The organism is Saccharothrix sp. NPDC042600 (assembly GCF_040647305.1).
GTDB lineage: Bacteria > Actinomycetota > Actinomycetes > Mycobacteriales > Pseudonocardiaceae > Actinosynnema > Actinosynnema mutabilis.
The window spans coordinates 35,837-59,298 of record NZ_JBEZBW010000049.1 but is presented as its reverse complement, the minus strand read 5'-3'; the positions used below and the strand labels follow the sequence as shown (position 1 = coordinate 59,298).

The following is a 23,462-nucleotide window of genomic DNA, read 5'->3' as shown; positions in this document are numbered from 1 at the left end:
CCCTTCTTGGCAACCGGAAAAGCTGGTTGCCAAGAAGGGAGAAGCGCGGTTGGGCTGCGCCCAGGCCGTACGGGGAACGAACCGAGGCCCTTCCTTGGGCTGAGAGCCCTTCTCAAGTGCCCTTGCTTGAGTCGTTACGGGAGTGGGGGGAGGACGGGCTCGTCGGTTGGGGTCGGGTCGAAGTCGACGGACGAGTATTCGCGCAGCTTGGTCAGGCGGTGGAAGCCGTCGATCATGCGGACCGTGCCCGACTTCGAGCGCATCACGATGGACTGCGTCGTGCAGCCGCCCGCCCGGTAGTGCACGCCGCGCACCAGGTCGCCGTCCGTCACGCCGGTGGCGCAGAAGAAGACGTTGTCGCCGCGCACCAGGTCGTTCGTGGTCAGCACCCGGTCCAGGTCGTGGCCCGCGTCGATGGCCTTCTGGCGCTCCTCGTCGTCCTTCGGCCACAGCCGGCCCTGGATGGCGCCGCCCATGCACTTCAGGGCCGCCGCCGCGATGATGCCCTCCGGGGTGCCGCCGATGCCGACCAGCAGGTCGATGCCGGTGTTCGGCCGCGCCGCCGAGATGGCGCCGGCCACGTCGCCGTCGGAGATGAAGTGGATGCGGGCGCCCGCCGCGCGGACCTCGTGGACCAGGGACTCGTGGCGCGGGCGGTCCAGGATGCAGACCGTCACGTCGTGGACGTCGCTGTGCTTGGCCTTCGCCACCCGGCGGATGTTCTCGGCGATCGGCACCGTGATGTCGATGACGTCCGCCGCCTCCGGGCCGACCGCGAGCTTCTCCATGTAGAAGACCGCGGACGGGTCGAACATCGCGCCGCGCTCGGCCACCGCCAGCACGGCCAGGGCGTTGGGCATGCCCTTGGACATCAGGGTGGTGCCGTCGATCGGGTCCACCGCGACGTCGCACTCCGGGCCGTCGCCGTTGCCGACCTCCTCGCCGTTGAACAGCATGGGCGCCTCGTCCTTCTCGCCCTCGCCGATCACGACCACGCCGCGCATCGAGACCGTGCCGATGAGCTTGCGCATGGCGTCGACCGCCGCGCCGTCGCCGCCGTTCTTGTCGCCGCGCCCCACCCAGCGGCCGGCGGCCATCGCCGCCGCCTCGGTCACCCGCACGAGTTCGAGCGCGAGGTTCCGGTCGGGCGCTTCGCGACGACGCTCGGACGGGCTGCTGCTGGACACCATGACGCTCCTCCTGCGGATACCGGCCGGTAGGCCAATCCTCGCACGGTGTCAGGCGTCGGCCACGTCCTCCTCGGTCACAGCGAGTGCTTGATCGATCCGTTCACGCGCGCCCGCGAGCTGTCGTTCACAGGTCTTCGCGAGGGCCTCGCCGCGCTCCCACAGCGCCAGCGACTCCTCCAGCGACAGACCGCCCTGCTCCAGCCTCTTCACGACTTCGACCAGCTCATCGCGGGCCTGCTCGTAGCCAATCTCGTCGGTCAAGACGACAACTTCCCCAATCGGTTCTGGACGTGCACCACGACGGTGGCCACCGCCTGGTCGTAGCCGACGAACGCCTCGGCGAACTCCGCTCCGTCACCTTCGCGCACGGCGTCGTCGATGCGGTGCTCGGCCTCCACGACCCGCCGGCGGTGCACCGAGCCGTGCGACAGCCACCAGCGCACGCCCGCGTAGGACGAGGTCGCCTCGGACAGGTCGTGCAGGCGGCTGATCAGCGTCTGCCCGCCCGACGTGCAGCCCGCGACCAGCGACAGCCAGCAGTCGGCCGCCGCCCGGTCCGCGGCCTCGGCGCGGTCGCGCACGGCGCGCGCGCCCTCGTCGTCCGCGTCGCCGGCGGCGGACATCGTCAAGGGCAGGAACGTGGGCTCACGTGCCGGGTTGGGCACCACCGCCTCCTTCCTCCGTGACGACCGCGTGCACGGCCCCGTCTGCGACCCGGACCCTGAGGTGGGCACCCGCCGGGGCGTCCGCGACCGACCGGACCACACCGTCCACCCCGTCGGGCGTGACGAGCTGCACCACGGCGTACCCACGCGCCAGCGTGGCGGCAGGTCCGAGGGTCGTCAAGCGGGCGGTGGTGGCGATCAGGGCGGTTGTTTCTGAATCGAGTCTGTTCCGCACCGCGCGGCGGCCCCGCTCGCGCCACTGACCGACGTCCTGCGCACGCCGGTCCAAGGGGCCGTGCGGGTCGGAAAGCGCAGGTCGGGTGCGCAGTGCGGCGAGCAGCTTGCGCTCGCGGTCCACCCACCCGTGCAGGGCGCGGCGGCTGCGGTCGCGCAGTTGCCGGACCCGCTCCGTTTCCTCCGCCACATCGGGCACGACGCGCTTGCCGGCGTCGGTCGGGGTGGAGCAGCGGACGTCGGCCACGTGGTCCACCAGCGGGGTGTCCGGCTCGTGCCCGATCGCCGACAGCACCGGCGTGCGCGCCTGGGACACCGCCCGGCACAGCGCCTCGTCGGAGAACGGCAGCAGGTCCTCCACGCTGCCGCCGCCGCGCGCCAGGACGATGACGTCCACCTCGGGGTCGCGGTCCAGCTTGGCCAGCGCGGTCAGGATCTCCGGCACCGCGGCCGCGCCCTGCACGGCCACGTTGACCACCCGGAACCGGGCGGCGGGCCAGCGGGCGCGGGCGTTGGTCAGCACGTCCCGCTCGGCGGCCGACGCGCGGCCGGTGATCAGGCCGATCTTGTTCGGCAGGAACGGCGGCCGGCGCTTGCGGCGCGGATCGAACAACCCCTCGGCGGCGAGCAGCTTCTTCAGCCGCTCGATGCGGGCCAGCAGCTCGCCGATGCCGACCTGGCGGATCTCGTCGACGCGCAGGCTCAGCGTGCCGCGGTTGGGGAAGTAGTTGGGCTTGCCGTGCACGACGACCCGGCTGCCCTCGACCAGTTGCAGCTCGCGGACCATGCCGACGGGCGCGGTGAGCGTCATCGACATGTCGACCGACGGGTCGCGCAGGGTCAGGAACGCCGTCGCGGTGCCCGGACGGGCGGACAGCTGCGTGACCTGGCCCTCGACCCACACGTCGCCGAGGCGGTTGATCCAGTCGAAGATCTTGCGCGCGACCGTGCGGACCGGCCAGGGGTTCTCCGGGGTGGACTTCTCGTCGGTCACTGCTGCGCTTCGCTGCCGGGGGTGCCCCGGGTGCCGGTGGTGCTCTGGGCGTCGAGGTTGGCGATGCGGCGGGTGAGCATGCCGGTGAACTCGGGGCGGCCCGCGTGGGTCCGCTCGTGGTCGAGCAGTTGCCGCAGGTCGTCGACGGACAGCGTCTTCAGGCGGGCGCGCAGCTGGGGCAGCGTCAGCTCGTCGTAGTTGGGCAGCGCGGCCGGGGGTTCGGCGGCCAGCGCCCGCTCCTCGGCCTCCCACGGGTCGTGCGCGGGCTCGTCGGCCGGCTCGTCCTCCGGCTCGTCGGGCTCCTCGTCCTCGTCGAAGGTGGCCCACTCGGGCTCGTCCTCGACCGGCCGCAGCACGGCCAGCGCGTCGTCGCCCTTGATTGCGAGTTCCGTCACCGTCTGCTGGACCCGCATGGACAGCTGCAACGCCTCGCTGACCACGGTCACCGGCAGCCCCGCGAGCTGCTGCGGGAGCTTGCGGGCCTGCTCGACGGCGGTGACCGCCAGTCCCGCGGCGAGGCGGACCGGCAGCGGCAGTGGCTTCATGGCGTCTAGCCTGCCGCAGTCTCCCTGAGGATGCCTAGCTCCGACGCGCCCGTACCCTGGTGGCATGGACAAGCGAGTGCTCCTGGCCAAGCCGCGCGGCTACTGCGCAGGCGTGGACCGCGCGGTCGTCACCGTCGAGAAGGCGCTGGAGCAGTACGGCGCGCCGGTGTACGTGCGCAAGGAGATCGTCCACAACAAGCACGTCGTGGAGACCCTGTCGCGGCGCGGCGCGATCTTCGTCAACGAGACCGACGAGGTCCCCGAGGGCGCGCTCGTGGTGTTCTCCGCGCACGGCGTGTCGCCCGCGGTGCACTCCGAGGCGGCCGAGCGGGGCCTGCGCACGATCGACGCCACCTGCCCGCTGGTGACCAAGGTCCACAACGAGGCCAAGCGGTTCGCGCGGGAGGACTACGACATCCTGCTGATCGGCCACGAGGGCCACGAGGAGGTCGAGGGCACGTCCGGCGAGGCGCCCGACCACATCCAGCTCGTGGACACGGCCGAGGACGTGGACAAGGTGACCGTGCGCGACCCGTCCAAGGTGGTGTGGCTGTCGCAGACCACGCTGTCGGTGGACGAGACGATGGTGCGCGTGCGGCAGCTCAAGGAGCGCTTCCCGGACCTGCAGGAACCGCCGTCGGACGACATCTGCTACGCCACGTCCAACCGCCAGACCGCGGTGAAGACGATGGCCCCGCAGTGCGAGCTGGTGCTGGTCGTGGGCTCGAAGAACTCGTCCAACTCGGTGCGCCTGGTCGAGGTGGCGTTGCAGGCCGGCGCCAAGGCCTCGTACCTGGTGGACTACGCCTCCGAGGTGGACCCGGCGTGGCTGGAGGGCGTGACCACGGTCGGTGTGACCAGCGGCGCGTCCGTGCCGGACATCCTGGTGATGGAGCTGCTGGAGTTCCTGGCCGGCCACGGCTACGGCGAGGTCGAGGAGATCACGACGGCGAACGAGAAGATCGCCTTCGCCCTGCCCCGCGAACTCCGCAAGGACATGGTCCGCTAGCGACCCGACCACGGGTTCGACAGCACCCGCCCCGGCCGGCTACCCGCCCGTGCCGGGGCGGTCGTCGTTCACGCCCGGGATCGGCCTACCCGCGTGCGTTCCACACCCGGGATTGTCGTACCCGCGTGCGATCCACGCCCGGGATTGTCGTACCCGCGTGCGATCATGGACTCGGGGGCCGGAGGCCGCGCCCAAACCGAACGACCTGGAGAAACCGCAGGTCAAGCGGCCCGTCGAGGAACACGCCGAGCCATCCGCGCACGCCGAGCCGAGCCGGGTCTCGCGCGCGAGTGGGCGCTGTCGGGGTGCCGCGTGTGGTCAGTCGTCGGTGCGCGGGCGGGGCTTGCGCTGTGCCGGGCGGTCGCCCTTGGACGGGTCGCGGGGGCGGCGTGGGCGGTCGGTGGCCGGGCGGCCCTCGCCTGCGGGGCGTGGGCGCTTCGGGCGCGGCTCGTCCGAGGTGGCGGCGGGCTTCTTGCGGCGCGGGCGGTCCTCGTCGGGAGCGGAGGTCGGGGCGGGCTCGCGGCGCTTGGGGCGGTCCTCGGCGGGGTCGCGGCGCTTCAGCTCGCGCTTCTCCTCCTTGGTCAGGCGGTTCGGGTCCTTCTGCGTCGAGACGCGCAGGATGCCGATCAGCACCGTGCACAGGGTCGTGATCGCCATCGCCGGGAACCCGTCGATCAACGGCTTGCCCAGCCCCAGCCCGATCGCCGCCAACCCGCCCGACGGCACGCCCGACGTGAACACCACGATCAGCGGCACCACGATCGCCAGCACCAGCGGCGGCTGCACGACCGGCCCGAACATCGACCGGCGCTCCACGAACACCACCGCGCCCACCGCGCCCACGAAGAACGTGATGGCGAACACCCAGCCCACGGACTTCGCCGTGGACGTCGTCACGTCGATGTAGGTGCCGACGATGGCCAGCACGAACGTGATGAGCACCGCCGCCCACCAGGGCAGACCCCGGAAGGAGCCGAAGAGGGCGCGGTCGTTCCAGCGGACGGCGTCCAGCTCCTCGTCCTCCGGCTCGCGCGTTGCAGCGGTCACGCCAACTCCTCGTTCGGCTCGCAGTGCCAACACACTCTATTACGCCTCCCGAGCCTCCAAGGGTGCACTGACGCCCTCTTCAGACCGCCGTACGACCGCAACGGGCTTGGGGCTCGACGACGCGGCCGTCAACGGTTCGACCGCCGCCCGGAACCCCTCCAACGCGTCCAACTCGCGCCGCCGCGCCGACAGGAACCGCTGCAGGTGCGTGCTGGACAGGTTCACCGCGTCGATGGCCGCGTCCGCCGCCCGGTGCGCGGACGACGCCTGCGCCCGCACCTGCTCCACGTCGTCGGCCAGCGCCCGGTCGGTCACCGCGAACAGCGCCGCCGAGGCGATGACCGCGAACCCGGTCGGCCCGCACAGGAACACCCGCCGGTCCAGCAGCCAGCGCAGCAGCTCGGGGTCGGTGTCCAGGGCCGCCACCACGGCCCCGTCGTTGGGCACGAACATGACCGTCCCGTAGATCGCGTCCGCCCACCGCTGGTAGCCCTTGCCGGCCAGCTCCGCCGCCCGCGCCCGGATGTTGCGCACGTGCACGCGCAGCGCGTCGGCCCGCTCGGACGGGTCGTCGGTCTCCACCGCCTCCGCCCACGTGGCCATGCTCATCTTCGCGTCCACCGGCACCTGCCGGCCGCCGCCGACCTCCAGCACCAGGTCGGGGCGCACCGAGCCGCCGCCGGCGACGTCCACCTGGAGCCGGAAGTGCACGCCCTCGCGCAGCCCCAGCGCCCGCGCCGTCTCGACCAGCACGCGCTCGCCCAGCTCACCGCGCCCGCTCACGGACGAGAACGCCACTTCGTAGCGCTGGAGCGCCAGGTAGGTCGCGTCACCCCGCTCCCGTTCCTTCTGCACGGCGGCCAGCGCGGCGTCCGTGCGCCGGATGCCGTCCTGGTAGAGCCGCCACACGAACACGAGCGCACCGGCGAGCAGGAGCGCGACGACCACCGCCGCCGTCGTGAGGACCGCTGTCATGGCTCCGATCATCGCGCACGTCGACCCGATCACACGTTCGAGCGACACGCCGAGTCGGTTGTCGGGGCCGGCCGGCGCGCGCCCCTAGCGTGGCGGCCCATGAGGTTGCTCCACACGTCCGACTGGCACGTGGGTCGGACGTTCCACGGCCGCGACCTGCTCGTCGAGCAGGAAGCCGTGCTGGGCGGGCTGGCCGACCTCGTGTCCGACGAGCGGGTGGACGTCGTGCTGGTCTCCGGCGACCTGTTCGACCGGGCCGTGCCCAACGCCGAGGCGATCGCCGTGTGCACGCGCGTGCTGGAACGCCTCCGCGCGGCCGGCGCGCAGGTCGTCGTCACCCCCGGCAACCACGACTCCGCGGCGCGCCTGGGCCTGTTCGGCGGGTTCGCCGCGGCGGGCGGGCTGCACCTGCGCACGCGGGTCGCCGACCTGCACGAGCCGGTGCTGTTCGGCGACGCGGACGGGCCGGTCGCCGTGTACGGCATCCCGTTCCTGGAGCCGGAGACCGCGCGGCACGCGCTGGGCGTCGAGGGCAAGGGGCACGAGGCGGTGCTGACCGAGGCGATGCGCCGGGTCCGCGCGGACCTCGCCGGACGCCCGGGCGCCCGGTCGGTGGTGCTCGCGCACGCGTTCGTGACCGGCGGGGAGCCGTGCGAGTCGGAGCGGACCATCGCGGTCGGCGGCGTGCAGGACGTGCCGGCCGGGGTGTTCGCCGGCGTGGACTACGTGGCGCTCGGGCACCTGCACGGGCAACAGACCCTCGCCGACGGCCTGCGCTACTCGGGCAGCCCGATGGCGTACTCGTTCTCGGAGTCGCAGCAGGTCAAGTCGGTGTGGCTGGTCGAGGTGGACGGGTCGGGGCTCGCGGGCGTGGAGCGGCGGACGCTGCCCGTGCCGCGGCGGCTCTCGACCTTGACCGGCGCGATCGAGGACTTGCTGGCCGACCCCGTCCACACGGCCGTGGAGGACCACTTCGTGTCCGCGGTGCTGACCGACGCCGTGCGCCCGCTGGACTCGTTGCGCCGGTTGCGGGCCCGGTTCCCGCACGCGGTGCACGTGGAGTGGCGGCCCGAGGGCGGGCGGACCGGCGAGCTGCGGTTCGCCGAGCGGATCCGGGGGCGCAGCGACGAGGAGATCGGGTGCTGCTTCCTGGAGGACGTGCGGGGTGAGCCGCCCAACGAGCGGGAGCTGTCGTTGCTGCGGGAGGCGATCGCCGCGGCGGCGCGCGAGGAGGCGTCGTGAAGCTGCACCGGCTGGAGGTGACCGCGTTCGGCCCGTACGCGGGTCGGGAGGAGGTCGACTTCGACCTGCTCGGCGCGGACGGCCTGTTCCTCCTGCACGGTGACACCGGCGCGGGCAAGACGACGTTGCTGGACGCGGTGGCGTTCGCGCTGTTCGGCCGGGTGCCGGGGGCGCGCAACGAGGCGAAGCGGCTGCGCTGCGACTACGCCGACCGGGACACGGTGACCGAGGTCGCGCTGGAGCTGACCGTGCGGGGGCGGCGGTTCCGGGTGGTGCGCAGCCCCGAGTACGACCGGCCGAAGAAGCGCGGCGACGGGTTCACCCGGCAGAACGCGAAGGCGTCGCTGACCTGGATCAGCGGCTGGGAGGGCGAGGGCCACAGCCGCGTGGACGAGGTCGCGCGCGAGGTGGAGAGCCTGCTCGGGATGACCGCCGAGCAGTTCTTCCAGGTGGTGCTGCTGCCGCAGGGCGAGTTCGCGAAGTTCCTGCGCGCCGACACCGCCGAGCGGGAGAAGCTGCTGGAGCGGCTGTTCGGGACCGAGCGGTTCGTGGACGTCGAGCGGTGGTTCCGGGACCGGCGGGTGGAGCGCGGGCGTGAGCTGGAGCGGCTGCGGCTGGCCAGTCGGGACCTGGTGCAGCGGGTGGCGGAGGTCGCGCGGGAGGACGTGCCGGAGGACGGCGGCGACCCCGAGTGGCTCAGCTCGCTGGTGAAGCGGCTGGCGGAGGCGGAGCGCGAGGCCGCGGCGCGGGCCGCGGAGACGGCCGCCGCGCGGTCGGCGGCCGAGGCGGCGTGGCGGCGGGCGGACGAGCTGGCGGCGCGGGTGTCGCGGGTGCGCGGCGCGCGGGACGCGTTGGCGCGGTGCGCGGAGATCGAGCCGCACCGGGTGGCGTGGGTGCGCGAGCGGGACGCGGCGCGGCGGGCTTCGGTCGTGGTGCCGGCGAGGGACGCGGTGGCGCGGCTGGAACGGGCCCTGGCGTCGGCGGAGGCCCAGGAGTCGGCCGCCGCTCGCGCGCTCCTGGAGTTGGGCTACGCGGGTGTAGGTGGGCCCGGCGCGGGTGGGCTCGGCGCGGGCGGGGCTGGCGCGGGCGGGGCTGGCGCGGGCGGGGCTGGCGCGGGCGGGGCGCGGCCTCCGGCCCCCGGTTCCATTGTCCCACCGGGTACCGACAAAGTCGGCGCGGCGGAGTTGCGGGCGGAGGGTGAGCGGTTCCGGGAGGAGGCCGGGGGGCTCACGCGGTTGGCCGAGGAGGCGCAGCGGCAGCGGGAGGATCGGCGGCGGCTCGTCGGGTTGGAGGAGCGGGCGCGGGCCGCCGACCGGCGGTTGGCGCAGCTCGTCGCCGCGTTGGCCGAGGTGCCCGACCGGCTCGCCGTCGCGCGGGCCGAGGTCGACCAGGCCGCGCTGGCCGCCGCCCGGCTCGACGTGGTCGCCGCGAAAGCGTCGGCCGCGAAGGAGATCCCGGTCGCCGAACGCGCCCTGCGCGCGGCCGACGACGCCCGTCGGGTCGCCGTGGACGCCCACCAGAAGGCGCGGGACGTCCTGCTCCAGGTCCGCAAGCAGCGCCTGGACGGCATGGCCGTCGAACTCGCCGCCGCCCTGCGCGCCGGCCGCGCGTGCCCGGTGTGCGGTTCGAAGGAGCACCCGACGCCCGCCGCGCCGATGCTCAACGCCGTCACCGGGGCCGACGAGGACCGGGCCGCCGACACCGAGCAGGTCGCCGCCGACCGCCGGGCCGCGGCCGAGAAGGCGTCCCAGGAAGCGGAGAACCGGCTGGCGGCGCTGCGCGAGGTCGTCGGCGACCAGGACCCGGACGCGCTCGTCGCCGAGCACCGGACCGTGGAAGCCCTTGCCGCGCAACGCGATCAGCGCGCCCGCGCACTGTCCGAACTGGAGCGCCGGGCCGAGGCCGCCACCGCCGACCGGACCGCCCTGGAACGTGAGGTCGCCGAGCTGACCACCCGGCACGTCGAGCTGTCCGAGACCGTCCGGGAACGCGCCGATCGCCTGGACGCGGCGCGCGGCGACTTCCCCGACGTCACCGCCCGGCGCGCCCACCTGCTCGACCTGGCCGACGCCCTGGCCGGCCTCGCCGAGCGCCGCACCGCCGTCGCCGAGTGCGCCGAACGCCTGGCCGAGCAGCGCGTGGAGGTGTCGCGGCTGGCCGCCGAGGCCGGGTTCGCGGACGTCGCCGACGCCGTGGCCGCCGTGCGCCCGGACGACGCGGTCGAGGCCCTGGAGGCCAGGATCCGCAAGGTCGAGGACGCCAGGGTGACCGCCGAGGCGGTGCTGGTCGAGCTGGCCGACGTGGACCCGGACACCGAGGTGGACCTGGCCGGCGCCGAGTCCGCGTTCCGCGCGGCGACCGCCGAGGCCGAACGGGCCGCCTCGACCCTGGCCGCCGCCCGCCGCGACGCCCGGCGCGCCGAAGCGCTGGCCGAGCGGTTGACCGCCGCCCGGGTCGAGCTGGAGCCGGTCGAGGCCGAGTACGAGGAGCTGTCCGCGCTGACCGACGTGATCAACGGCCAGGGGCAGAACGCCAAGAAGATGACCCTGCGCACGTACGTCCTGGCGGCCCGGCTGGAAGAGGTGGCGGTGGCCGCCAGCGCCCGCCTGGAACGCATGAGCCAGGGCCGCTACCGGTTCGTGCACTCGGTCGAGGCGGGCCCGCGCGGCACCCGGGGCGGCCTGGGCCTGGACGTGCTGGACGACTACTCCGGCCGCCAGCGCCCGACCAAGACCCTGTCCGGCGGCGAGTCGTTCCTGGCGTCCCTGGCGCTGGCGCTGGGCCTGTCGGACGTGGTGGCGGCCGGCGCGGTGCTGGACACCCTGTTCATCGACGAGGGCTTCGGCACGCTGGACGCGGACACCCTCGAACTGGTGATGACGATCCTGGACGAGCTGCGCGCGGGCGGTCGCGTGGTAGGCCTGGTGTCGCACGTGGAGGAGCTGCGGCAACGCATCCCGACCCGGTTGCGGGTGCGCAAGGCGCGCGGCGGTTCGTCGCTGGAGGTGGTGGCGTGAGCGGGTTCCGATCGGCGTTCCCGATGCTGGTGTGCGACGACCTGCCCAGGTCGCTGGCGTTCTACCGGGACGCCCTGGGCTTCACCCCGGACTACCGGTTCCCCGAGGAGGGCGACCCGGTGTTCGTGGCGGTGTCCCTGCCGGACGGCTCCCGGCTCGGGCTGGGGCAGGTGGCCTCGGACGGGCTGGGGGTCCACGGCCGGCCGCAACGGCCCAGCTCGGGTCACCGGTTCGAGCTGTGCGTCTACCACGACGACGTGGACTCGGTGGTGGCGGAACTCGCCGGGCTCGGCCACCCCGTGCTGCTGGAGCCCTCGGACACGCCCTGGGGCGAGCGGATCGCCTTCATCGCCGACCCGGACGGCAACCCCGTCATGATCACCCGGGAGGCGGCCCGCTGACGGTCGCGTGTCCGGATATCGGACATTGACGTTCCGCTGTCAACGGTCAACGGGGTGTTACCGGCCGAACGGATGTAGTGATCATCCGGCCACCCTCCCTAGTTTCCGATCCGTGCCCCCGGCATCCCTGCGCCGGGCACGGAGAGGAAATGATGAAGGTTCGTACCCTGTTCACCGCCTTCGCGGTTGCGATCGGGGCGGCGTTCGCGGCGGCGGGTGGGGCGGCGGCGGCCCCCTCCGACGAAGGCGAGCTGACCCCGTACATCGTCGGCGGTGGGAACGCCACGCAGGTCTACTCGTTCATGGTGTCCCTGCAGAGCACCACGGGCAGCCACTTCTGCGGTGGCTCGCTCATCAAGGCGAACTGGGTCGTGACGGCGAAGCACTGCGTCCAGGGCCGGTCCGCCTCGTCCATCCGGGCCCGCATCGGCACGACGAACCGCACCAGTGGCGGCTCGGTCGCGTCGGGCGCCCAGATCGTCACCCACCCGAGCTACGACATCGCGCTCGTGCGCCTGGCCACCAGCGTGAGCCAGACGCCGATCACCGTGGCGTCCACCTCGGGTCCGGTCGGCACCGCCACCCGGATCATCGGCTGGGGCCAGACCTGCGCCCCGCGTGGTTGCGGCGGCGCGCCGATCACGCTGCAGGAGCTGAACACCTCGATCGTGTCCGACAGCAGCTGCTACGGCATCTACGGCAGCTACGAGATCTGCACGAGCAACCCCAACGGCAACTCGGGCGCCTGCTACGGCGACTCGGGCGGCCCGCAGATCAAGTCGGTCAACGGCACGTGGCAGCTCATCGGCGCCACCAGCCGCGCGGGCAACAACAGCTCCACCTGCGCGACCGGTCCGTCGATCTACATGGACGTCCCGGCGTTCCGCTCCTGGATCAGCCAGTACGCGGGTGCCGTGTAGTCCGTCAGGCACGCACCGGAAGGGCCGTCCCGCCACGCGCGGGGCGGCCCTTCCCGTTTCGTTACAACCGCGTGGCAACCCACGGGCACCGGGTGGCGTCTCCAGGGCAAGTACCGCAACGAACCTGGGGGTGCGCGATGCGCAAGGCAGCACTGGTGGGAATCGCTTTCCTGGCGACGGTGACGACGGCGTGCGGGACCGGTCAACCGACCGCGGCCCCGTCCACTTCGGACCAGTCGTCGGTCGTGGCGTCGCCGTCGTCCTCGACGCCCTCCTCGCCGCCCGCGGTCGCGTCGTCGACCGTCTCGGAGACGCCGACCCCGCAGCCGGCGCCGCCGCCCCCGCCGGTCACCGTCGAGGGCACGCCGTGCGACATCACCGAGGGCGCGTGCATCCGGCTGTCCACGAACGAGTCGTGGCTGATCAGCGGCGGCAAGGTGGAGTACGGGCCGGTCCCGATCACCTCCGGTCGCCCCGGTTACGAGACCCCGGTCGGGTACTTCCCGGTGCTCCACAAGGTGAAGGACGAGGTCAGCCGCCCCTACAACAACGCGCCGATGCCGTACTCGACCTACTTCACCGACTACGGGATCGCGTTCCACCAGGGCAGCCTGACGGAGGAGTCGCACGGCTGCATCCACCTGTCCATGGAGGCCGCCATCAAGTACTTCAACAGCCTCCACTCGGGTGAACAGGTGCAGGTCGTCGCCTGACGGGTTGAACCGGCCCTCACCCGGGGTAGCCGAGTGGGTGAGGGAGTGATTCGCCATGAGGAAGCTCGGCACCTTGGCTGCCGCGCTGGCACTGACGTTCACGACAGGCCTCGCGGCACCCGCCAACGCTTCGACCGGCACGCCCTGCGACATCCGGGACGGTGCGTGCCTGAAGCTGTCCACCAACCAGGCGTGGCTGATCTACCAGGGCAACCTGAGTTACGGACCCGTTCCGGTGACCCACGGCCGCCCCGGGTACGAGACACCGGTCGGTACTTTCTCCGTGCTGCGCAAGGTGAAGAACGACTGGAGCGTCCCTTACAACGCGCCGATGCCGAACTCGGTGTACTTCACCCAGTCGGGGATCGCGTTCCACGAGGGCAGCCTGACGGAGCTGTCCCACGGCTGCGTGCACCTCTCGCCCGAGGCCGCGCTGACGTTCTTCGACAACCTGTTCGTGGGTGAGCAGGTCCAGGTCGTGCCCTGATCAACCCGCGTTGCTGGAGTGCCCCGGGAACAGGTGGGCGTCGGGGTTGAGGACGACGGCGATGTTGTTGACCGCCGTGGCCGCCTCCCCGAAGCCGGTGGCGATGAGCTTCACCTTCCCGGGGTACTGCGCGACGTCGCCCGCCGCGTAGACCCGGTCCCGGGCGGTGCGCATCGTGGTGTCCACGACGATCGCCCGGTGGTCCAGCTCGACGCCCCACGACTCGATGGGGCCGAGGTCGGCGGTGAAGCCGAGCGCGGCCACGACGGTCTGCGCGGGCAGCACCTTGCGGTCGCCGCCCTTGAGGCCCAGCTCGACCTCGGCCACGTGGTCGTCGCCGCGCAGTTCGAGCACCTCCGCGTCGGTGATGATCTCGACGCCGAGGTCGCGGACCTGCCGCACGGTCGGCGGGTGGGCGCGGAAGGTCGCCCGGCGGTGCACCAGCGTGACGCTGTTGGCGATGGGGTGCAGGGCCAGCGCCCAGTCGAACGCCGAGTCGCCGCCGCCGACCACCACGACGTCCTGTCCGGTGTGGACGTTCAGCGTCGGCACGAAGTGCACGACGCCCTTGTCCAGCCAGCCGTCGCCGGCGGGCAGGGGGCGCGGCTTGAACTCGCCGATGCCGGCCGTGATCAGCACCGCGCCGGCCCGGACCACGCCGCCGTCGGCCAGCCCGACCACCAGCCGGTCGTCCACAGTGGACAGCGTGCGGGCCTGCCGGCCGAGCAGGTGGGTCGGCTTCCACTGGTCGGCCTGCGCGACCAGGGCGGTGACCAGCTCGCGCCCGCGCACGGCGGGGAACCCGGCCACGTCGAAGATCATCTTCTCGGGGTACATCGCGGTGATCTGGCCGCCCGCCTCCGGCAGGGAGTCGACCAGCGCGACGGACAGGTCTCGGAAGCCCGCGTAGTAGGCGGCGAAGAGCCCCGTGGGGCCGGCTCCGACGATGAGCAGGTCGACCTCTAGCTCCATGACTCGACCATAGGTGTTCGAGCCCACTCTGCCCACCTTTCTCGGGCCAAGCAAGGCAAGCCGGTCCAGACTCGGTGTCATGGCTGAACAGGAGTACCGCGTCGAGCACGACACCATGGGCGAGGTCCGGGTGCCCGCGGACGCGCTGTGGCGGGCGCAGACCCAGCGCGCCGTGGAGAACTTCCCGATCTCCGGCCGGGGGCTGGAACGGGCGCAGATCCGGGCGCTGGGCCTGCTCAAGGCCGCCGCCGCGCGGGTGAACGAGCGGCTGGGCGTGCTGCCCGACGACGTGGCGCGGGCGATTGCGGCGGCCGCCGACGAGGTCGCCGAGGGCGCGCACGACGCCCACTTCCCGGTCGACGTCTTCCAGACCGGGTCCGGGACGTCGTCGAACATGAACGCCAACGAGGTCATCGCGACCCTGGCGACTCGCGCGCTGGGCCGGGACGTGCACCCGAACGACCACGTCAACGCGTCGCAGTCGTCCAACGACACGTTCCCGACGACCCTGCGCGTGGCCGCCACGGAGGCGGTGGCCAAGGACGTCGTCCCGGCCCTGGAACACCTCGCGGAGACGTTGGAGGCCAAGGCCGCGGAGTGGTCCGGCCTGGTGAAGTCCGGCCGGACGCACCTGATGGACGCCGTGCCGGTGACCCTGGGCCAGGAGGCCGGCGCGTGGGCGGCGCAGGTCCGCTACGGCGTCGAACGGCTCACCGCGAGCCTGCCCCGGTTGGCGGAGCTGCCCATCGGCGGCACGGCCGTCGGCAGCGGCCTGAACGCGCCCGAGGGCTTCGGCGCGGCGGTGTCGGCGGAACTGGCGGCGGTGACGGGTCTGCCGCTGACCGAGGCCCGCGACCACTTCGAGGCGCAGGCGACCCAGGACGGCGTCGTGGAGGCGTCGGGCCAGCTGCGCGCGACCGCCGTCGGCCTGTTCAAGATCGCCAACGACCTGCGCTGGCTGGGTTCGGGACCCCGAACCGGGCTGGGCGAGCTGGCGCTGCCGGACCTCCAGCCGGGGTCGTCGATCATGCCCGGCAAGGTGAACCCGGTGATCCCCGAAGCGACGATGATGGTCGTCGCCCAGGTCATCGGCAACGACGCGGCGGTGGCGTTCGCGGGCGCGCAGGGCAACTTCCAGCTCAACGTGATGCTCCCGGTCATCGCCCGCAACGTCCTGGAGTCGGCCCGCCTGCTCGCCGCCGTGGCCCGCCTCCTGGCCGACAAGGTCCTGGCGGGGACGGAACCGCAGGCGGACCGGATGCGCGAGTACGCGGAGTCGTCCCCGTCCATCGTGACCCCGCTCAACCGCTACCTGGGGTACGAGGAGGCGGCGTCGATCGCCAAGCAGTCGTTGAAGGAGCGCAAGACCATCCGCGAGGTGGTGCTGGAGCGGGGCCACGTGCCGGCGAAGCTGACCGAGGCCCAGTTGGACGAGGCCCTGGACGTCCTCCGCATGGCCAACGGCGGCTGACCCACGCGCATCGGGAGGGCGGCCCCCTGGCCCGCCCTCCCGATCCACACCCTCAGCGCTCCCTCAGCTCCGCACGGCCTCGATGTCGGTGCTCGCCGGCAGACTTGAAGTCGGGGGCTGCTCAGCCGGCCCGGCCGCGAGCCGCTCAGCCGGCCGCGGCCCGTCCGAGCGCTGCCCAGCCCGCTCCGCCCCGGCCGCGGCTCCCGCCCCGCCGCGGCGCAGCCCGATCACGCACCCGGCCGCCACCGCCAGCGCCCCCACCAGCCCCACCGCGGTCAGCGCCTGCGCGCCCAGCACCACCGACGCCACCAGCCCCGCCACCGGCATCAACCCGATCAGCACCCCGGCCCGGTCCGCGCTCAGCTGCGCCACCGCGAAGTACCACAGCCCGAACGCCACGGCCGTCACCAGCACCGCCAACACCACCAGCGCCACGCCCTCGCGCACCGTCGGCACCTGCCACCCGCCGACGAACGTCCCCAGCACCGCACCCGCGCCCGCCGCCAGGAAGCAGCACCAGGTGGCCACCGCCACCCCGCCCATCCGCCGCACCACACCCACCGCGAACAGCGTGAACGCCGCCTCCCCCAGCATCGTCAGCACCGCCAGCACCAACCCGGGCCCCCGCCACGACCCACCGCCGGACAGCACCACCACACCGCCCACCACGAACACCGCGCCCACGACCGCCCCGAGCGCCGGCCGCCGCCCCGACAGCAACGGCGCCACCAGCGCCAACACCAGCGGACTCGCCCCCAGCACCGCCGCCACGAACCCCGGCTCGGCGTACCGCTGCGCGTAGAGCACGCACGCGTTGAACCCGAGCATCCCCAGGCCCACCAGCGCGCCCAGCGCCGGCCAGTCCCGCCCGCGCGGCAGAGGCAGCCGACCGCCCCGCGCCAGCATCCACGCCAGCAGCACGACCCCGCCCAGCGCGTACCGCATCGCCTGCCCGGACAACAGCGGGTAGCCCTGGAGCATCCCGGTCACCGGCACCGACGCCCCCACGATCACCGAACTCGACACCCCGGACGCGACGCCGGCCCTCACACGGTTCATGTCGGCAACCTTCACCGACGAGTGGTCCACGTTTAAGCTCCACTTCGATGGCCACCAACTGGACCACTTTCCGCGAGCTGCTCCTCCCCGGCGGGCTCACCGGCCGCCGGGCCGTGGAGTCCGAGCTGCGCCGCGCCGTGCGCGACGGCCGGCTCAAGCCGGGCACCCGCCTGCCGTCCAGCCGCGACCTGGCCGACCAGCTCGGCGTCGCCCGCGGCACGGTCACCTCGGCGTACACCCAGCTCATCGGCGAGGGGTACCTGGAGGCCAAGCGCGGCTCGGGCACCACCGTCACCGCCGCCTGCGACTGGCCCAACACCTTCCCCGCCACCGCCGAGCACCCGCCGCCGTGGCGCTACGACCTGCGTCCCGGCGTGCCGGCGCTCAGCGCGTTCCCGCGCGACGAGTGGCTCCAGGCCAACCGGACCGCGTTGAACGCCCTCACCGCCGACGACCTGGGCTACCCCGACCCGGCCGGCTTCGCCCCGCTGCGCGAGGAACTCGCCGACTACCTCGGCCGCGTCCGCGCCGTCGCCGCGCACCCGTCGGACGTCGTGGTCGTGAACGGTGCGGCGCAAGGCATCTCGCTGATGGGCCGCGTGCTGCGCGCCGCCGGGCACACGAGCGTCGCCATCGAGGAGCCCAGCCACTTCGGCGCGGCCGACATGCTCCGCTCCCACGGGCTGACCCTGCACCCGATCCCCGTGGACGACAAGGGCATCCGCGTGTCCACACTGTCCACAGTGGACACACGTGCGGTCCTGGTCACCGCCGCGCACCAGTTCCCGCTCGGCGTCGTCCTGCACCCCGACCGCCGCCGCGCCCTGCTCGACTGGGCCCGCGAGCGCGACGCCGTCGTCATCGAGGACGACTACGACGCCGAACACCGCTACGACCGCCCGGCGACCGGCGCGATGCAGGCGCTGGACCCGGCGCACGTCGCCTACCAGGGCAGCACCAGCAAGGTGCTCGCGCCGGCGCTGCGACTGGGCTGGCTGGTCCTGCCGCCCGCGCTGCGCGAGGCCGTCGTCGAACGCAAGCGCCTGGACGACCTCGGCTGCGGGACCCTCCACCAGGCCGCGTTCGCGCAGCTCCTGCGCACCGGCGGCTACGACCGCCACCTGCGCCGCACGCGCCAGCTCTACCGGGCCCGCCGCGACGCGCTGCTGGACGAGCTGGCCCGCGTCCGGCCCGACTGGACCCCCATCGGCGTCGCGGCCGGGTTGCACGTCGTCCTCCGGCTGCCCGAGGGCACCGACGACACGGCGCTGTCCCGCCGCCTGGCCGACGCGGGCATCAACGCGCCGCCGTTGTCGGCGTACGCGCGGGTGCCGACGTTCCCCGGCCTGGTCCTGGGGTACGCGGCCCTCACGCCGGACCGGTTGCGCCGGGCCGTCCAGGAGATGTGCGCGATCGCTTAGCCGGCTCCAACCGGCTTTTGTCGTACCCCCGGTGCACCATGGTCAACGTGCTGTTCAGTGAGGTAGTCGAGACGTCCGCCGCCGTGGCGGCCACGCGGTCGCGCCTGGCCAAGGTCGCCGCCCTGGCCGAGCTGCTGCGGCGGACGACCACGCCCGCGGTCGTGTCGTTCCTGGTCGGCGTGCCCAGCCAGGGGCGCATCGGGGCCGGCTACCGCACGGTGCTCGACGTGTCCCCGCCGCCCGCGGCGGAGCCGGGGCTGACCGTGGCGGAGGTGGACGCGGCGCTGGGGGCGTACGCGGCGATCTCGGGCAAGGGGTCGGCGCAGCGGCGGCTGGAGGCGTTGACCTCGCTGTTCGGGCGCGCGACAGCCGAGGAGCAGGACTTCCTGCGCCGGTTGCTGACCGGGGAGCTGCGGCAGGGCGCGTTGGAGGGCGTGATGCTCGACGCGATCGCGCGGGCGGCCGACGCGCCGGGCGAGGACGTGCGGCGGGCGTTCATGCTGTCGGGGAGCATGGCGGACACCGCCCTCGCGGCGCTGGCGGGCACGTTGGGCGACTTCCGGTTGGAGCTGGGTCGCCCGGTGCGGCCGATGCTGGCGTCACCCGCGGAGTCGCTGCCCTCGGCGTTGGCCGAGCTGGGGGCGTGCGTGGTGGAGCACAAGCTGGACGGGGCACGCATCCAGGTCCACCGGTCGGGTGACGAGGTGCGGATCTTCACCCGGACGTTGCGAGAGATCACTCGAACGGTGCCGGAGCTGGTGGCGCTGGTGCGGGGGCTGCCGTGCACATCGGTGGTGCTGGACGGCGAGACGCTGGCGTTGAACGACGACGGCAAGCCCAGGCCGTTCCAGGAGACGATGAGCCGGTTCGGGGCGCAGGACGAGCGGGAGCTGCTGCTGAGCCCGTTCTTCTTCGACTGCCTGCACCTGGACGGGGCGGACCTGCTGGACGCGCCGCTGTCGGAGCGGCTGGCGGCGCTGCGGCGGGTGGCGGGGGCGCACGTGATCCCCGGGGTCGAGTCGCCGTCGGCGGAGCAGGCGGAGGCGGTGCTGGCGAACGCGCTGTCCGCCGGGCACGAGGGCGTGATGGTCAAGGCGCTGGAGTCGGTGTACGCGGCGGGCCGGCGGGGCCGGTCGTGGCAGAAGGTGAAGCCGGTCCACACGCTCGACCTGGTCGTCCTCGGGGTCGAGTGGGGCAGCGGCCGGCGGCGGGGCCTGCTGTCGAACCTGCACCTGGGCGCCCGCGACCCGGACGGCGGGCCGCCGATCATGGTGGGCAAGACGTTCAAGGGGCTGACCGACGAACTGCTGGCGTGGCAGACCCGCGAACTGATGGCGCTGGCGACGGAGAAGACCGACTGGGTGGTCACCGTGCGGCCGGAACTGGTGATCGAGATCGAACTGGACGGCGTCCAGGTGAGCCCGCGGTACCCGGGCGGTGTCGCGCTGCGCTTCGCACGGGTCCTGCGGTACCGGCCGGACAAGGACGCGGCGGAAGCGGACACGATCGACGCGGTCCGAGCCCTGCTCCCCAAACCGACGACACCACCCGACCTGCCCACCTGAGTGCTCGCACGGGCGAAGCGCGGGCGAGTGGCGGGTCCGCGGACGGGGCGCGGGGGCGCGGCCGGACACACCGAGCCGCCGGAGCCGTCGCACGCACCCGAATCCGCCCGAGCCGCCGCGTCCGAACGGCAGACCGCCACCGACCGCGCTCGTCCGCTTGGAGGATCGCACAACCGAAGCGCCGTGCCACCGCCTGTGATTGGGAGGTCCCGACCAAGGGCACAACCGCCTCCAGACGGGTAGTGTCAAGGTCTCGTGCGATTCATCGAAGGGCATGCGCCCAGCTACGACCTGACGTACGACGACGTCTTCCTGGTCCCCAGCCGCTCGGCCGTCGAGTCGCGGTTCGGCGTGGACCTTTCGACCTCCGACGGCACCGGGGCCACGATCCCGGTCGTCGTCGCCAACATGACCGCCGTGGCCGGCCGCCGGATGGCCGAGACGGTGGCCCGGCGGGGCGGGCTGGTGGTGCTGCCGCAGGACGTCGCCCCCGACGCCGTCGCCGAGATCGTCTCCTGGGTGAAGGAGCGGCACCCCGTGTGGGACACGCCGCTCACGCTCGCGCCCGGCGACTCGGTGGCCGACGCCCTCAACCTCATCCACAAGCGCGCCCACAACGCGGTCGTCGTGGTGGACGAGGACGGCCGGCCGCTGGGTGTCGTGGACGAGGCCGCCTGCACCGGCGTGGACCGCTTCACCCGCCTGCACGACGTCGCCGACCACCGCGTGGTGTCCCTCGCCCTGGACACGCCGCCGCGGGACGTGTTCGACCGGCTCGGGGACGACCCGCACCGGGTCGCGCTCGGCGTGGACGGCGACGGTCGCCTGCGCGGCATCATGACCGGGCTCGGGGCGTTGCGCGCCGAGGTCTACACACCGGCCGTGGACGCCGAGGGCCGGTTGCGGGTCGCCGCCGCGATCGGGGTCAACGGCGACGTCCGCGCCAAGGCCGAAGCCCTGCTCAAGGCCGGGGTGGACACGCTGGTCGTGGACACCGCGCACGGGCACCAGGAGAAGATGATCTCCGCGCTCAAGGCCGTCCGCGACACCTCGCCGACCGTGCCCGTGGTCGCCGGCAACGTCGTGACCGCCGAGGGCGTGCGGGACCTGGTGGAGGCCGGCGCGGACGTCGTCAAGGTCGGTGTCGGGCCGGGCGCGATGTGCACCACGCGCATGATGACCGGCGTCGGCCGGCCGCAGTTCTCCGCCGTCGCCGAGTGCGCGGCGCAGGCGCGGGCGCTGGGCAAGCACGTCTGGGCGGACGGCGGTGTGCGGCACCCGCGCGACGTCGCCCTCGCCCTGGCCGCCGGCGCCAGCGCGGCGATGGTCGGGTCGTGGTTCGCGGGCACCTACGAGTCCCCCGGCGACCTGCACCGCGACGAGCAGGGCCGGCTCTACAAGGAGTCGTTCGGCATGGCGTCCAAGCGGGCCGTCAGCGCGCGGACCCGCACCGACAACGCGTTCGAGCGGGCCAAGAAGGGCCTGTTCGAGGAGGGCATCTCCACGTCGCGGATGCGGCTGGACCCGACCCGCCCCGGCGTCGAGGACCTGCTGGACTCGATCACGGCGGGCGTGCGGTCGGCGTGCACCTACGCGGGCGCGTCGACCATGGAGGAGTTCCACGAGCGCGCGACGCTGGGCATCCAGTCCGCCGCCGGGTTCGCCGAGGGCCGCCCGCTGCCCGCCGGCTGGTGAGGCCGGCGGCGGTTCACCGCCCGCGCCGGCCGGTGACCGGCTTACGCTGACCCCTGTGGACGTTGCCGTCGCGGTGTCGGACCTGGTGAAGGTCTACAAAGCCGGTCGTGCCCCCGCCGTGGACGGGCTGAGCTTCACGGTCCGCCGCGGCGAGGTCTTCGGCCTGCTCGGGCCCAACGGCGCGGGCAAGACCACGACGGTGGGCGTCCTGACCACCAGGGTGCGGCCGACGTCCGGCATCGCCCTGGTGGAGGGCGTGGACGTCGTCCGCGACCCGCAGCGGGCGCGTCAACTGCTGGCCGTGGTCCCGCAGCGCAACAACCTGGACCGGGCGTTGAACGTCCGGCAGAACCTGCTGTTCCACGCCGCCTACCACGGCATGGGACGCGCCGAGCGACGCCGGCTGGCCGACGAGGTCCTGGAGCGGATGGGGCTCCAGGACCACGCCGGGGCGCTGGTGGACACGTTGTCCGGCGGTCAGGCGCAGCGGTTGATGATCGCCCGCGCCCTGATGCACCGCCCCCGCGTGCTGTTCCTCGACGAGCCGTCGACCGGTCTCGACCCGCAGGCGAGGCTGTTCGTGCACGACCGCGTGGCGGCGCTGCACGCGGACGGCGTGACGGTCGTGCTGACCACGCACGACATGGACGAGGCGCACAAGCTGTGCGACCGCGTCGGCATCGTGGACCACGGCAAGCTGCTCACCCTCGACACCCCCGACGCGCTCACCGCGACCCTGCCCGGCAGCACGACCCTGAGCGTCACGGTGAGCCTGAACGGCACCGGTCCCGAGCCGGTCCACCACGCGCTGCTCGCCCTGCCCGGCGTGCAGCGCGTCGAGCACGTCGCCGAAGCCGGCCTGTTCCGGCTGTTCACCGACGTCACCCCGGCCGCCGCGCTGCCCGACGTGCTGCGGACGCTGGAACGCCTCGACTGCGCCGTCACGGACCTCGCGATCGGCACGCCGAGCCTGGAGGACGTGTTCATCCACCTGACCGGACGGGACCTGCGATGACGACGACCGCCACCCGGACGTTCGCGGCCCTGCTGTGGCGGGACGTCTTCGTCACCGGCCGGGAGCTGCCGAGCTTCCTGGCGCAGGTGATCATCCAGCCGTTCTTCATCCTGTTCATCTTCGCCAAGGTGCTGGGCGACATCGGTTTCGTGCAGGGCGACTTCGCCGCGGTGCTGCTGCCCGGGATCGTCGCGATGAACGGCTTCCTGGGCGCGCTGCAGAACACGACCCTGCCCCTGGTCCTGGACTTCTCGTGGACCCGCGAGATCGAGGACCGGCTGCTCGCGCCCATCCCGATCCCGCTGGTGGCGGTGGAGAAGATGGTGTTCGGGGCGTTGCGCGGGTTGCTGGCGGCGGTGCTGATGGTGCCGATCGGGTTCCTGATGCTGGACGTGACGTGGCCGGCGTCCGGGCTGCCGGTGGCGTTGCTGGTGGTCGTGCTGGGGTCGCTGGCGGGCGCGGCGGTCGGCATGGTGATCGGCACGTCGGTGTCGCCGCGGCACATCACGGTGATGTTCGCGGTCATCCTGACGCCGTTGCTGTTCACCGGCTCGGCGCAGTTCCCGTGGCGGGAGCTGGACGGGCTGCGGTGGTTCCAGGTGGTGTGCGCGCTGAACCCGTTGACCTACGTCAGCGAGGGGACGCGGGCGGTCCTCGCGCCGGACGTCCCCCACATCCCGCTGTGGACCTGCCTGGTGGTGCTGGTGGTGTCGATCGCGACCTTCGGCGCACTCGGCATCAAGGGCTTCCTCCGCCGCGCCCTGGACTGACCGACCCGCCGCACTGCCCGCGCCGGTGTCGTACCCGCGTGAGACGATCGAGACG

General features: G+C 73.2%; 22 protein-coding genes. 13 read left to right on the top strand and 9 right to left on the bottom strand.

Annotated elements, in window-relative coordinates; translation table 11 throughout:
* Positions 1-134: 134 nt before the first annotated feature.
* Genes glpX through AB0A74_RS26090 form a run of 5 tightly spaced genes read right to left on the bottom strand, consistent with a single transcriptional unit; the run spans position 135 to position 3,628 of the window.
* On the bottom strand, positions 135-1,190 hold the full coding sequence (gene glpX / locus AB0A74_RS26110; protein ID WP_358253355.1) for a class II fructose-bisphosphatase: 1,056 nt from the start codon (positions 1,188-1,190) through the stop codon (positions 135-137).
* A gap of 48 nt (positions 1,191-1,238) precedes the next feature.
* Positions 1,239-1,451: an exodeoxyribonuclease VII small subunit gene (locus tag AB0A74_RS26105; RefSeq protein WP_121223068.1), complete on the bottom strand. Its 213-nt coding sequence runs from the start codon at positions 1,449-1,451 to the stop codon at positions 1,239-1,241.
* Entirely contained in the window at positions 1,448-1,855 is a 408-nt protein-coding gene (locus AB0A74_RS26100) for a sugar ABC transporter substrate-binding protein (protein WP_358253353.1), read from the bottom strand. Before AB0A74_RS26100 ends, AB0A74_RS26105 begins: the two co-directional genes overlap by 4 nt.
* Positions 1,836-3,083 (bottom strand): exodeoxyribonuclease VII large subunit, encoded by a 1,248-nt coding sequence (gene xseA, locus AB0A74_RS26095; RefSeq protein WP_358253351.1) that lies wholly within the window; start codon positions 3,081-3,083, stop codon positions 1,836-1,838. The genes AB0A74_RS26100 and xseA overlap by 20 nt, the downstream gene beginning before the upstream one ends.
* On the bottom strand, positions 3,080-3,628 hold the full coding sequence (locus AB0A74_RS26090; RefSeq protein WP_358253349.1) for a lipid droplet-associated protein: 549 nt from the start codon (positions 3,626-3,628) through the stop codon (positions 3,080-3,082). The genes xseA and AB0A74_RS26090 overlap by 4 nt, the downstream gene beginning before the upstream one ends.
* 64 nt (positions 3,629-3,692) lie before the next feature.
* On the opposite strand from AB0A74_RS26090, the gene AB0A74_RS26085 reads away from it, so the two are divergent.
* Positions 3,693-4,637, top strand: a complete 945-nt coding sequence (locus AB0A74_RS26085) for a 4-hydroxy-3-methylbut-2-enyl diphosphate reductase (RefSeq protein WP_358253347.1) — start codon at positions 3,693-3,695, stop codon at positions 4,635-4,637.
* A 318-nt stretch (positions 4,638-4,955) separates the two neighbouring features.
* On the opposite strand, the gene AB0A74_RS26080 is transcribed toward AB0A74_RS26085, so the two are convergent.
* Positions 4,956-5,684, bottom strand: a complete 729-nt coding sequence (locus AB0A74_RS26080; protein ID WP_358253345.1) for a DUF6542 domain-containing protein — start codon at positions 5,682-5,684, stop codon at positions 4,956-4,958.
* Between the two features lie 39 nt (positions 5,685-5,723).
* Positions 5,724-6,659 (bottom strand): DNA recombination protein RmuC, encoded by a 936-nt coding sequence (locus AB0A74_RS26075; RefSeq protein ID WP_309116825.1) that lies wholly within the window; start codon positions 6,657-6,659, stop codon positions 5,724-5,726.
* Positions 6,660-6,758: 99 nt separating this feature from the next.
* On the opposite strand from AB0A74_RS26075, the gene AB0A74_RS26070 reads away from it, so the two are divergent.
* The 6 genes from AB0A74_RS26070 to AB0A74_RS26045 all read left to right on the top strand — a co-directional run bounded on the left by AB0A74_RS26070 (position 6,759) and on the right by AB0A74_RS26045 (position 13,439).
* The gene (locus tag AB0A74_RS26070) at positions 6,759-7,901 is read left to right on the top strand and encodes an exonuclease SbcCD subunit D (RefSeq protein WP_358253343.1); all 1,143 of its coding nucleotides are present in this window, start codon (positions 6,759-6,761) and stop codon (positions 7,899-7,901) included.
* Positions 7,898-10,918 (top strand): SMC family ATPase, encoded by a 3,021-nt coding sequence (locus AB0A74_RS26065; protein WP_358253341.1) that lies wholly within the window; start codon positions 7,898-7,900, stop codon positions 10,916-10,918. Before AB0A74_RS26070 ends, AB0A74_RS26065 begins: the two co-directional genes overlap by 4 nt.
* On the top strand, positions 10,915-11,319 hold the full coding sequence (locus tag AB0A74_RS26060; RefSeq protein WP_358253339.1) for a VOC family protein: 405 nt from the start codon (positions 10,915-10,917) through the stop codon (positions 11,317-11,319). The genes AB0A74_RS26065 and AB0A74_RS26060 overlap by 4 nt, the downstream gene beginning before the upstream one ends.
* A 152-nt stretch (positions 11,320-11,471) precedes the next feature.
* On the top strand, positions 11,472-12,239 hold the full coding sequence (locus AB0A74_RS26055; RefSeq protein ID WP_358253359.1) for a serine protease: 768 nt from the start codon (positions 11,472-11,474) through the stop codon (positions 12,237-12,239).
* A gap of 137 nt (positions 12,240-12,376) precedes the next feature.
* Positions 12,377-12,952: a L,D-transpeptidase gene (locus tag AB0A74_RS26050; RefSeq protein ID WP_358253337.1), complete on the top strand. Its 576-nt coding sequence runs from the start codon at positions 12,377-12,379 to the stop codon at positions 12,950-12,952.
* Positions 12,953-13,007: 55 nt separating this feature from the next.
* Complete coding sequence (locus AB0A74_RS26045) at positions 13,008-13,439, top strand: L,D-transpeptidase (RefSeq protein WP_358253336.1); 432 nt, start codon at positions 13,008-13,010, stop codon at positions 13,437-13,439.
* Here AB0A74_RS26045 and AB0A74_RS26040 read toward each other — a convergent pair whose 3' ends face one another.
* Entirely contained in the window at positions 13,440-14,411 is a 972-nt protein-coding gene (locus AB0A74_RS26040; RefSeq protein ID WP_358253334.1) for an NAD(P)/FAD-dependent oxidoreductase, read from the bottom strand.
* 79 nt (positions 14,412-14,490) lie between these two features.
* On the opposite strand from AB0A74_RS26040, the gene AB0A74_RS26035 reads away from it, so the two are divergent.
* A complete protein-coding gene (locus tag AB0A74_RS26035) occupies positions 14,491-15,882 on the top strand; it encodes a class II fumarate hydratase (RefSeq protein WP_358253332.1) in 1,392 nt (463 codons plus the stop codon).
* A 63-nt stretch (positions 15,883-15,945) separates the two neighbouring features.
* Here AB0A74_RS26035 and AB0A74_RS26030 read toward each other — a convergent pair whose 3' ends face one another.
* Positions 15,946-16,941, bottom strand: a complete 996-nt coding sequence (locus AB0A74_RS26030; protein WP_358253331.1) for a DMT family transporter — start codon at positions 16,939-16,941, stop codon at positions 15,946-15,948.
* 47 nt (positions 16,942-16,988) lie between these two features.
* On the opposite strand from AB0A74_RS26030, the gene AB0A74_RS26025 reads away from it, so the two are divergent.
* The 5 genes from AB0A74_RS26025 (at position 16,989) to AB0A74_RS26005 (ending at position 23,407) form a co-directional block, all read left to right on the top strand.
* Complete coding sequence (locus AB0A74_RS26025; RefSeq protein ID WP_358253329.1) at positions 16,989-18,362, top strand: PLP-dependent aminotransferase family protein; 1,374 nt, start codon at positions 16,989-16,991, stop codon at positions 18,360-18,362.
* A gap of 47 nt (positions 18,363-18,409) precedes the next feature.
* A complete protein-coding gene (locus AB0A74_RS26020; RefSeq protein ID WP_358253327.1) occupies positions 18,410-19,927 on the top strand; it encodes an ATP-dependent DNA ligase in 1,518 nt (505 codons plus the stop codon).
* 255 nt (positions 19,928-20,182) lie between these two features.
* Positions 20,183-21,622, top strand: coding sequence for a GuaB1 family IMP dehydrogenase-related protein (locus AB0A74_RS26015; RefSeq protein WP_358253326.1), 1,440 nt, complete (start codon positions 20,183-20,185; stop codon positions 21,620-21,622).
* Between the two features lie 55 nt (positions 21,623-21,677).
* A complete protein-coding gene (locus tag AB0A74_RS26010; RefSeq protein ID WP_358253324.1) occupies positions 21,678-22,637 on the top strand; it encodes an ABC transporter ATP-binding protein in 960 nt (319 codons plus the stop codon).
* A complete protein-coding gene (locus tag AB0A74_RS26005; RefSeq protein WP_358253322.1) occupies positions 22,634-23,407 on the top strand; it encodes an ABC transporter permease in 774 nt (257 codons plus the stop codon). The genes AB0A74_RS26010 and AB0A74_RS26005 overlap by 4 nt, the downstream gene beginning before the upstream one ends.
* The last annotated feature ends 55 nt before the right edge of the window (positions 23,408-23,462 follow it).

Bases quoted from the DNA above. Each gene is read 5' to 3' on its own strand.
- glpX (WP_358253355.1), bottom strand. From the start codon at position 1,190: ATGGTGTCCAGCAGCAGCCCGTCCGAGCGTCGTCGCGAAGCGCCCGAC.
- AB0A74_RS26090 (WP_358253349.1), bottom strand. From the start codon at position 3,628: ATGAAGCCACTGCCGCTGCCGGTCCGCCTCGCCGCGGGACTGGCGGTC.
- AB0A74_RS26085 (WP_358253347.1), top strand. From the start codon at position 3,693: ATGGACAAGCGAGTGCTCCTGGCCAAGCCGCGCGGCTACTGCGCAGGC.
- AB0A74_RS26075 (WP_309116825.1), bottom strand. From the start codon at position 6,659: ATGACAGCGGTCCTCACGACGGCGGCGGTGGTCGTCGCGCTCCTGCTC.
- AB0A74_RS26070 (WP_358253343.1), top strand. From the start codon at position 6,759: ATGAGGTTGCTCCACACGTCCGACTGGCACGTGGGTCGGACGTTCCAC.
- AB0A74_RS26055 (WP_358253359.1), top strand. From the start codon at position 11,472: ATGAAGGTTCGTACCCTGTTCACCGCCTTCGCGGTTGCGATCGGGGCG.
- AB0A74_RS26050 (WP_358253337.1), top strand. From the start codon at position 12,377: ATGCGCAAGGCAGCACTGGTGGGAATCGCTTTCCTGGCGACGGTGACG.
- AB0A74_RS26045 (WP_358253336.1), top strand. From the start codon at position 13,008: ATGAGGAAGCTCGGCACCTTGGCTGCCGCGCTGGCACTGACGTTCACG.
- AB0A74_RS26040 (WP_358253334.1), bottom strand. From the start codon at position 14,411: ATGGAGCTAGAGGTCGACCTGCTCATCGTCGGAGCCGGCCCCACGGGG.
- AB0A74_RS26035 (WP_358253332.1), top strand. From the start codon at position 14,491: ATGGCTGAACAGGAGTACCGCGTCGAGCACGACACCATGGGCGAGGTC.
- AB0A74_RS26030 (WP_358253331.1), bottom strand. From the start codon at position 16,941: ATGAACCGTGTGAGGGCCGGCGTCGCGTCCGGGGTGTCGAGTTCGGTG.
- AB0A74_RS26025 (WP_358253329.1), top strand. From the start codon at position 16,989: ATGGCCACCAACTGGACCACTTTCCGCGAGCTGCTCCTCCCCGGCGGG.
- AB0A74_RS26005 (WP_358253322.1), top strand. From the start codon at position 22,634: ATGACGACGACCGCCACCCGGACGTTCGCGGCCCTGCTGTGGCGGGAC.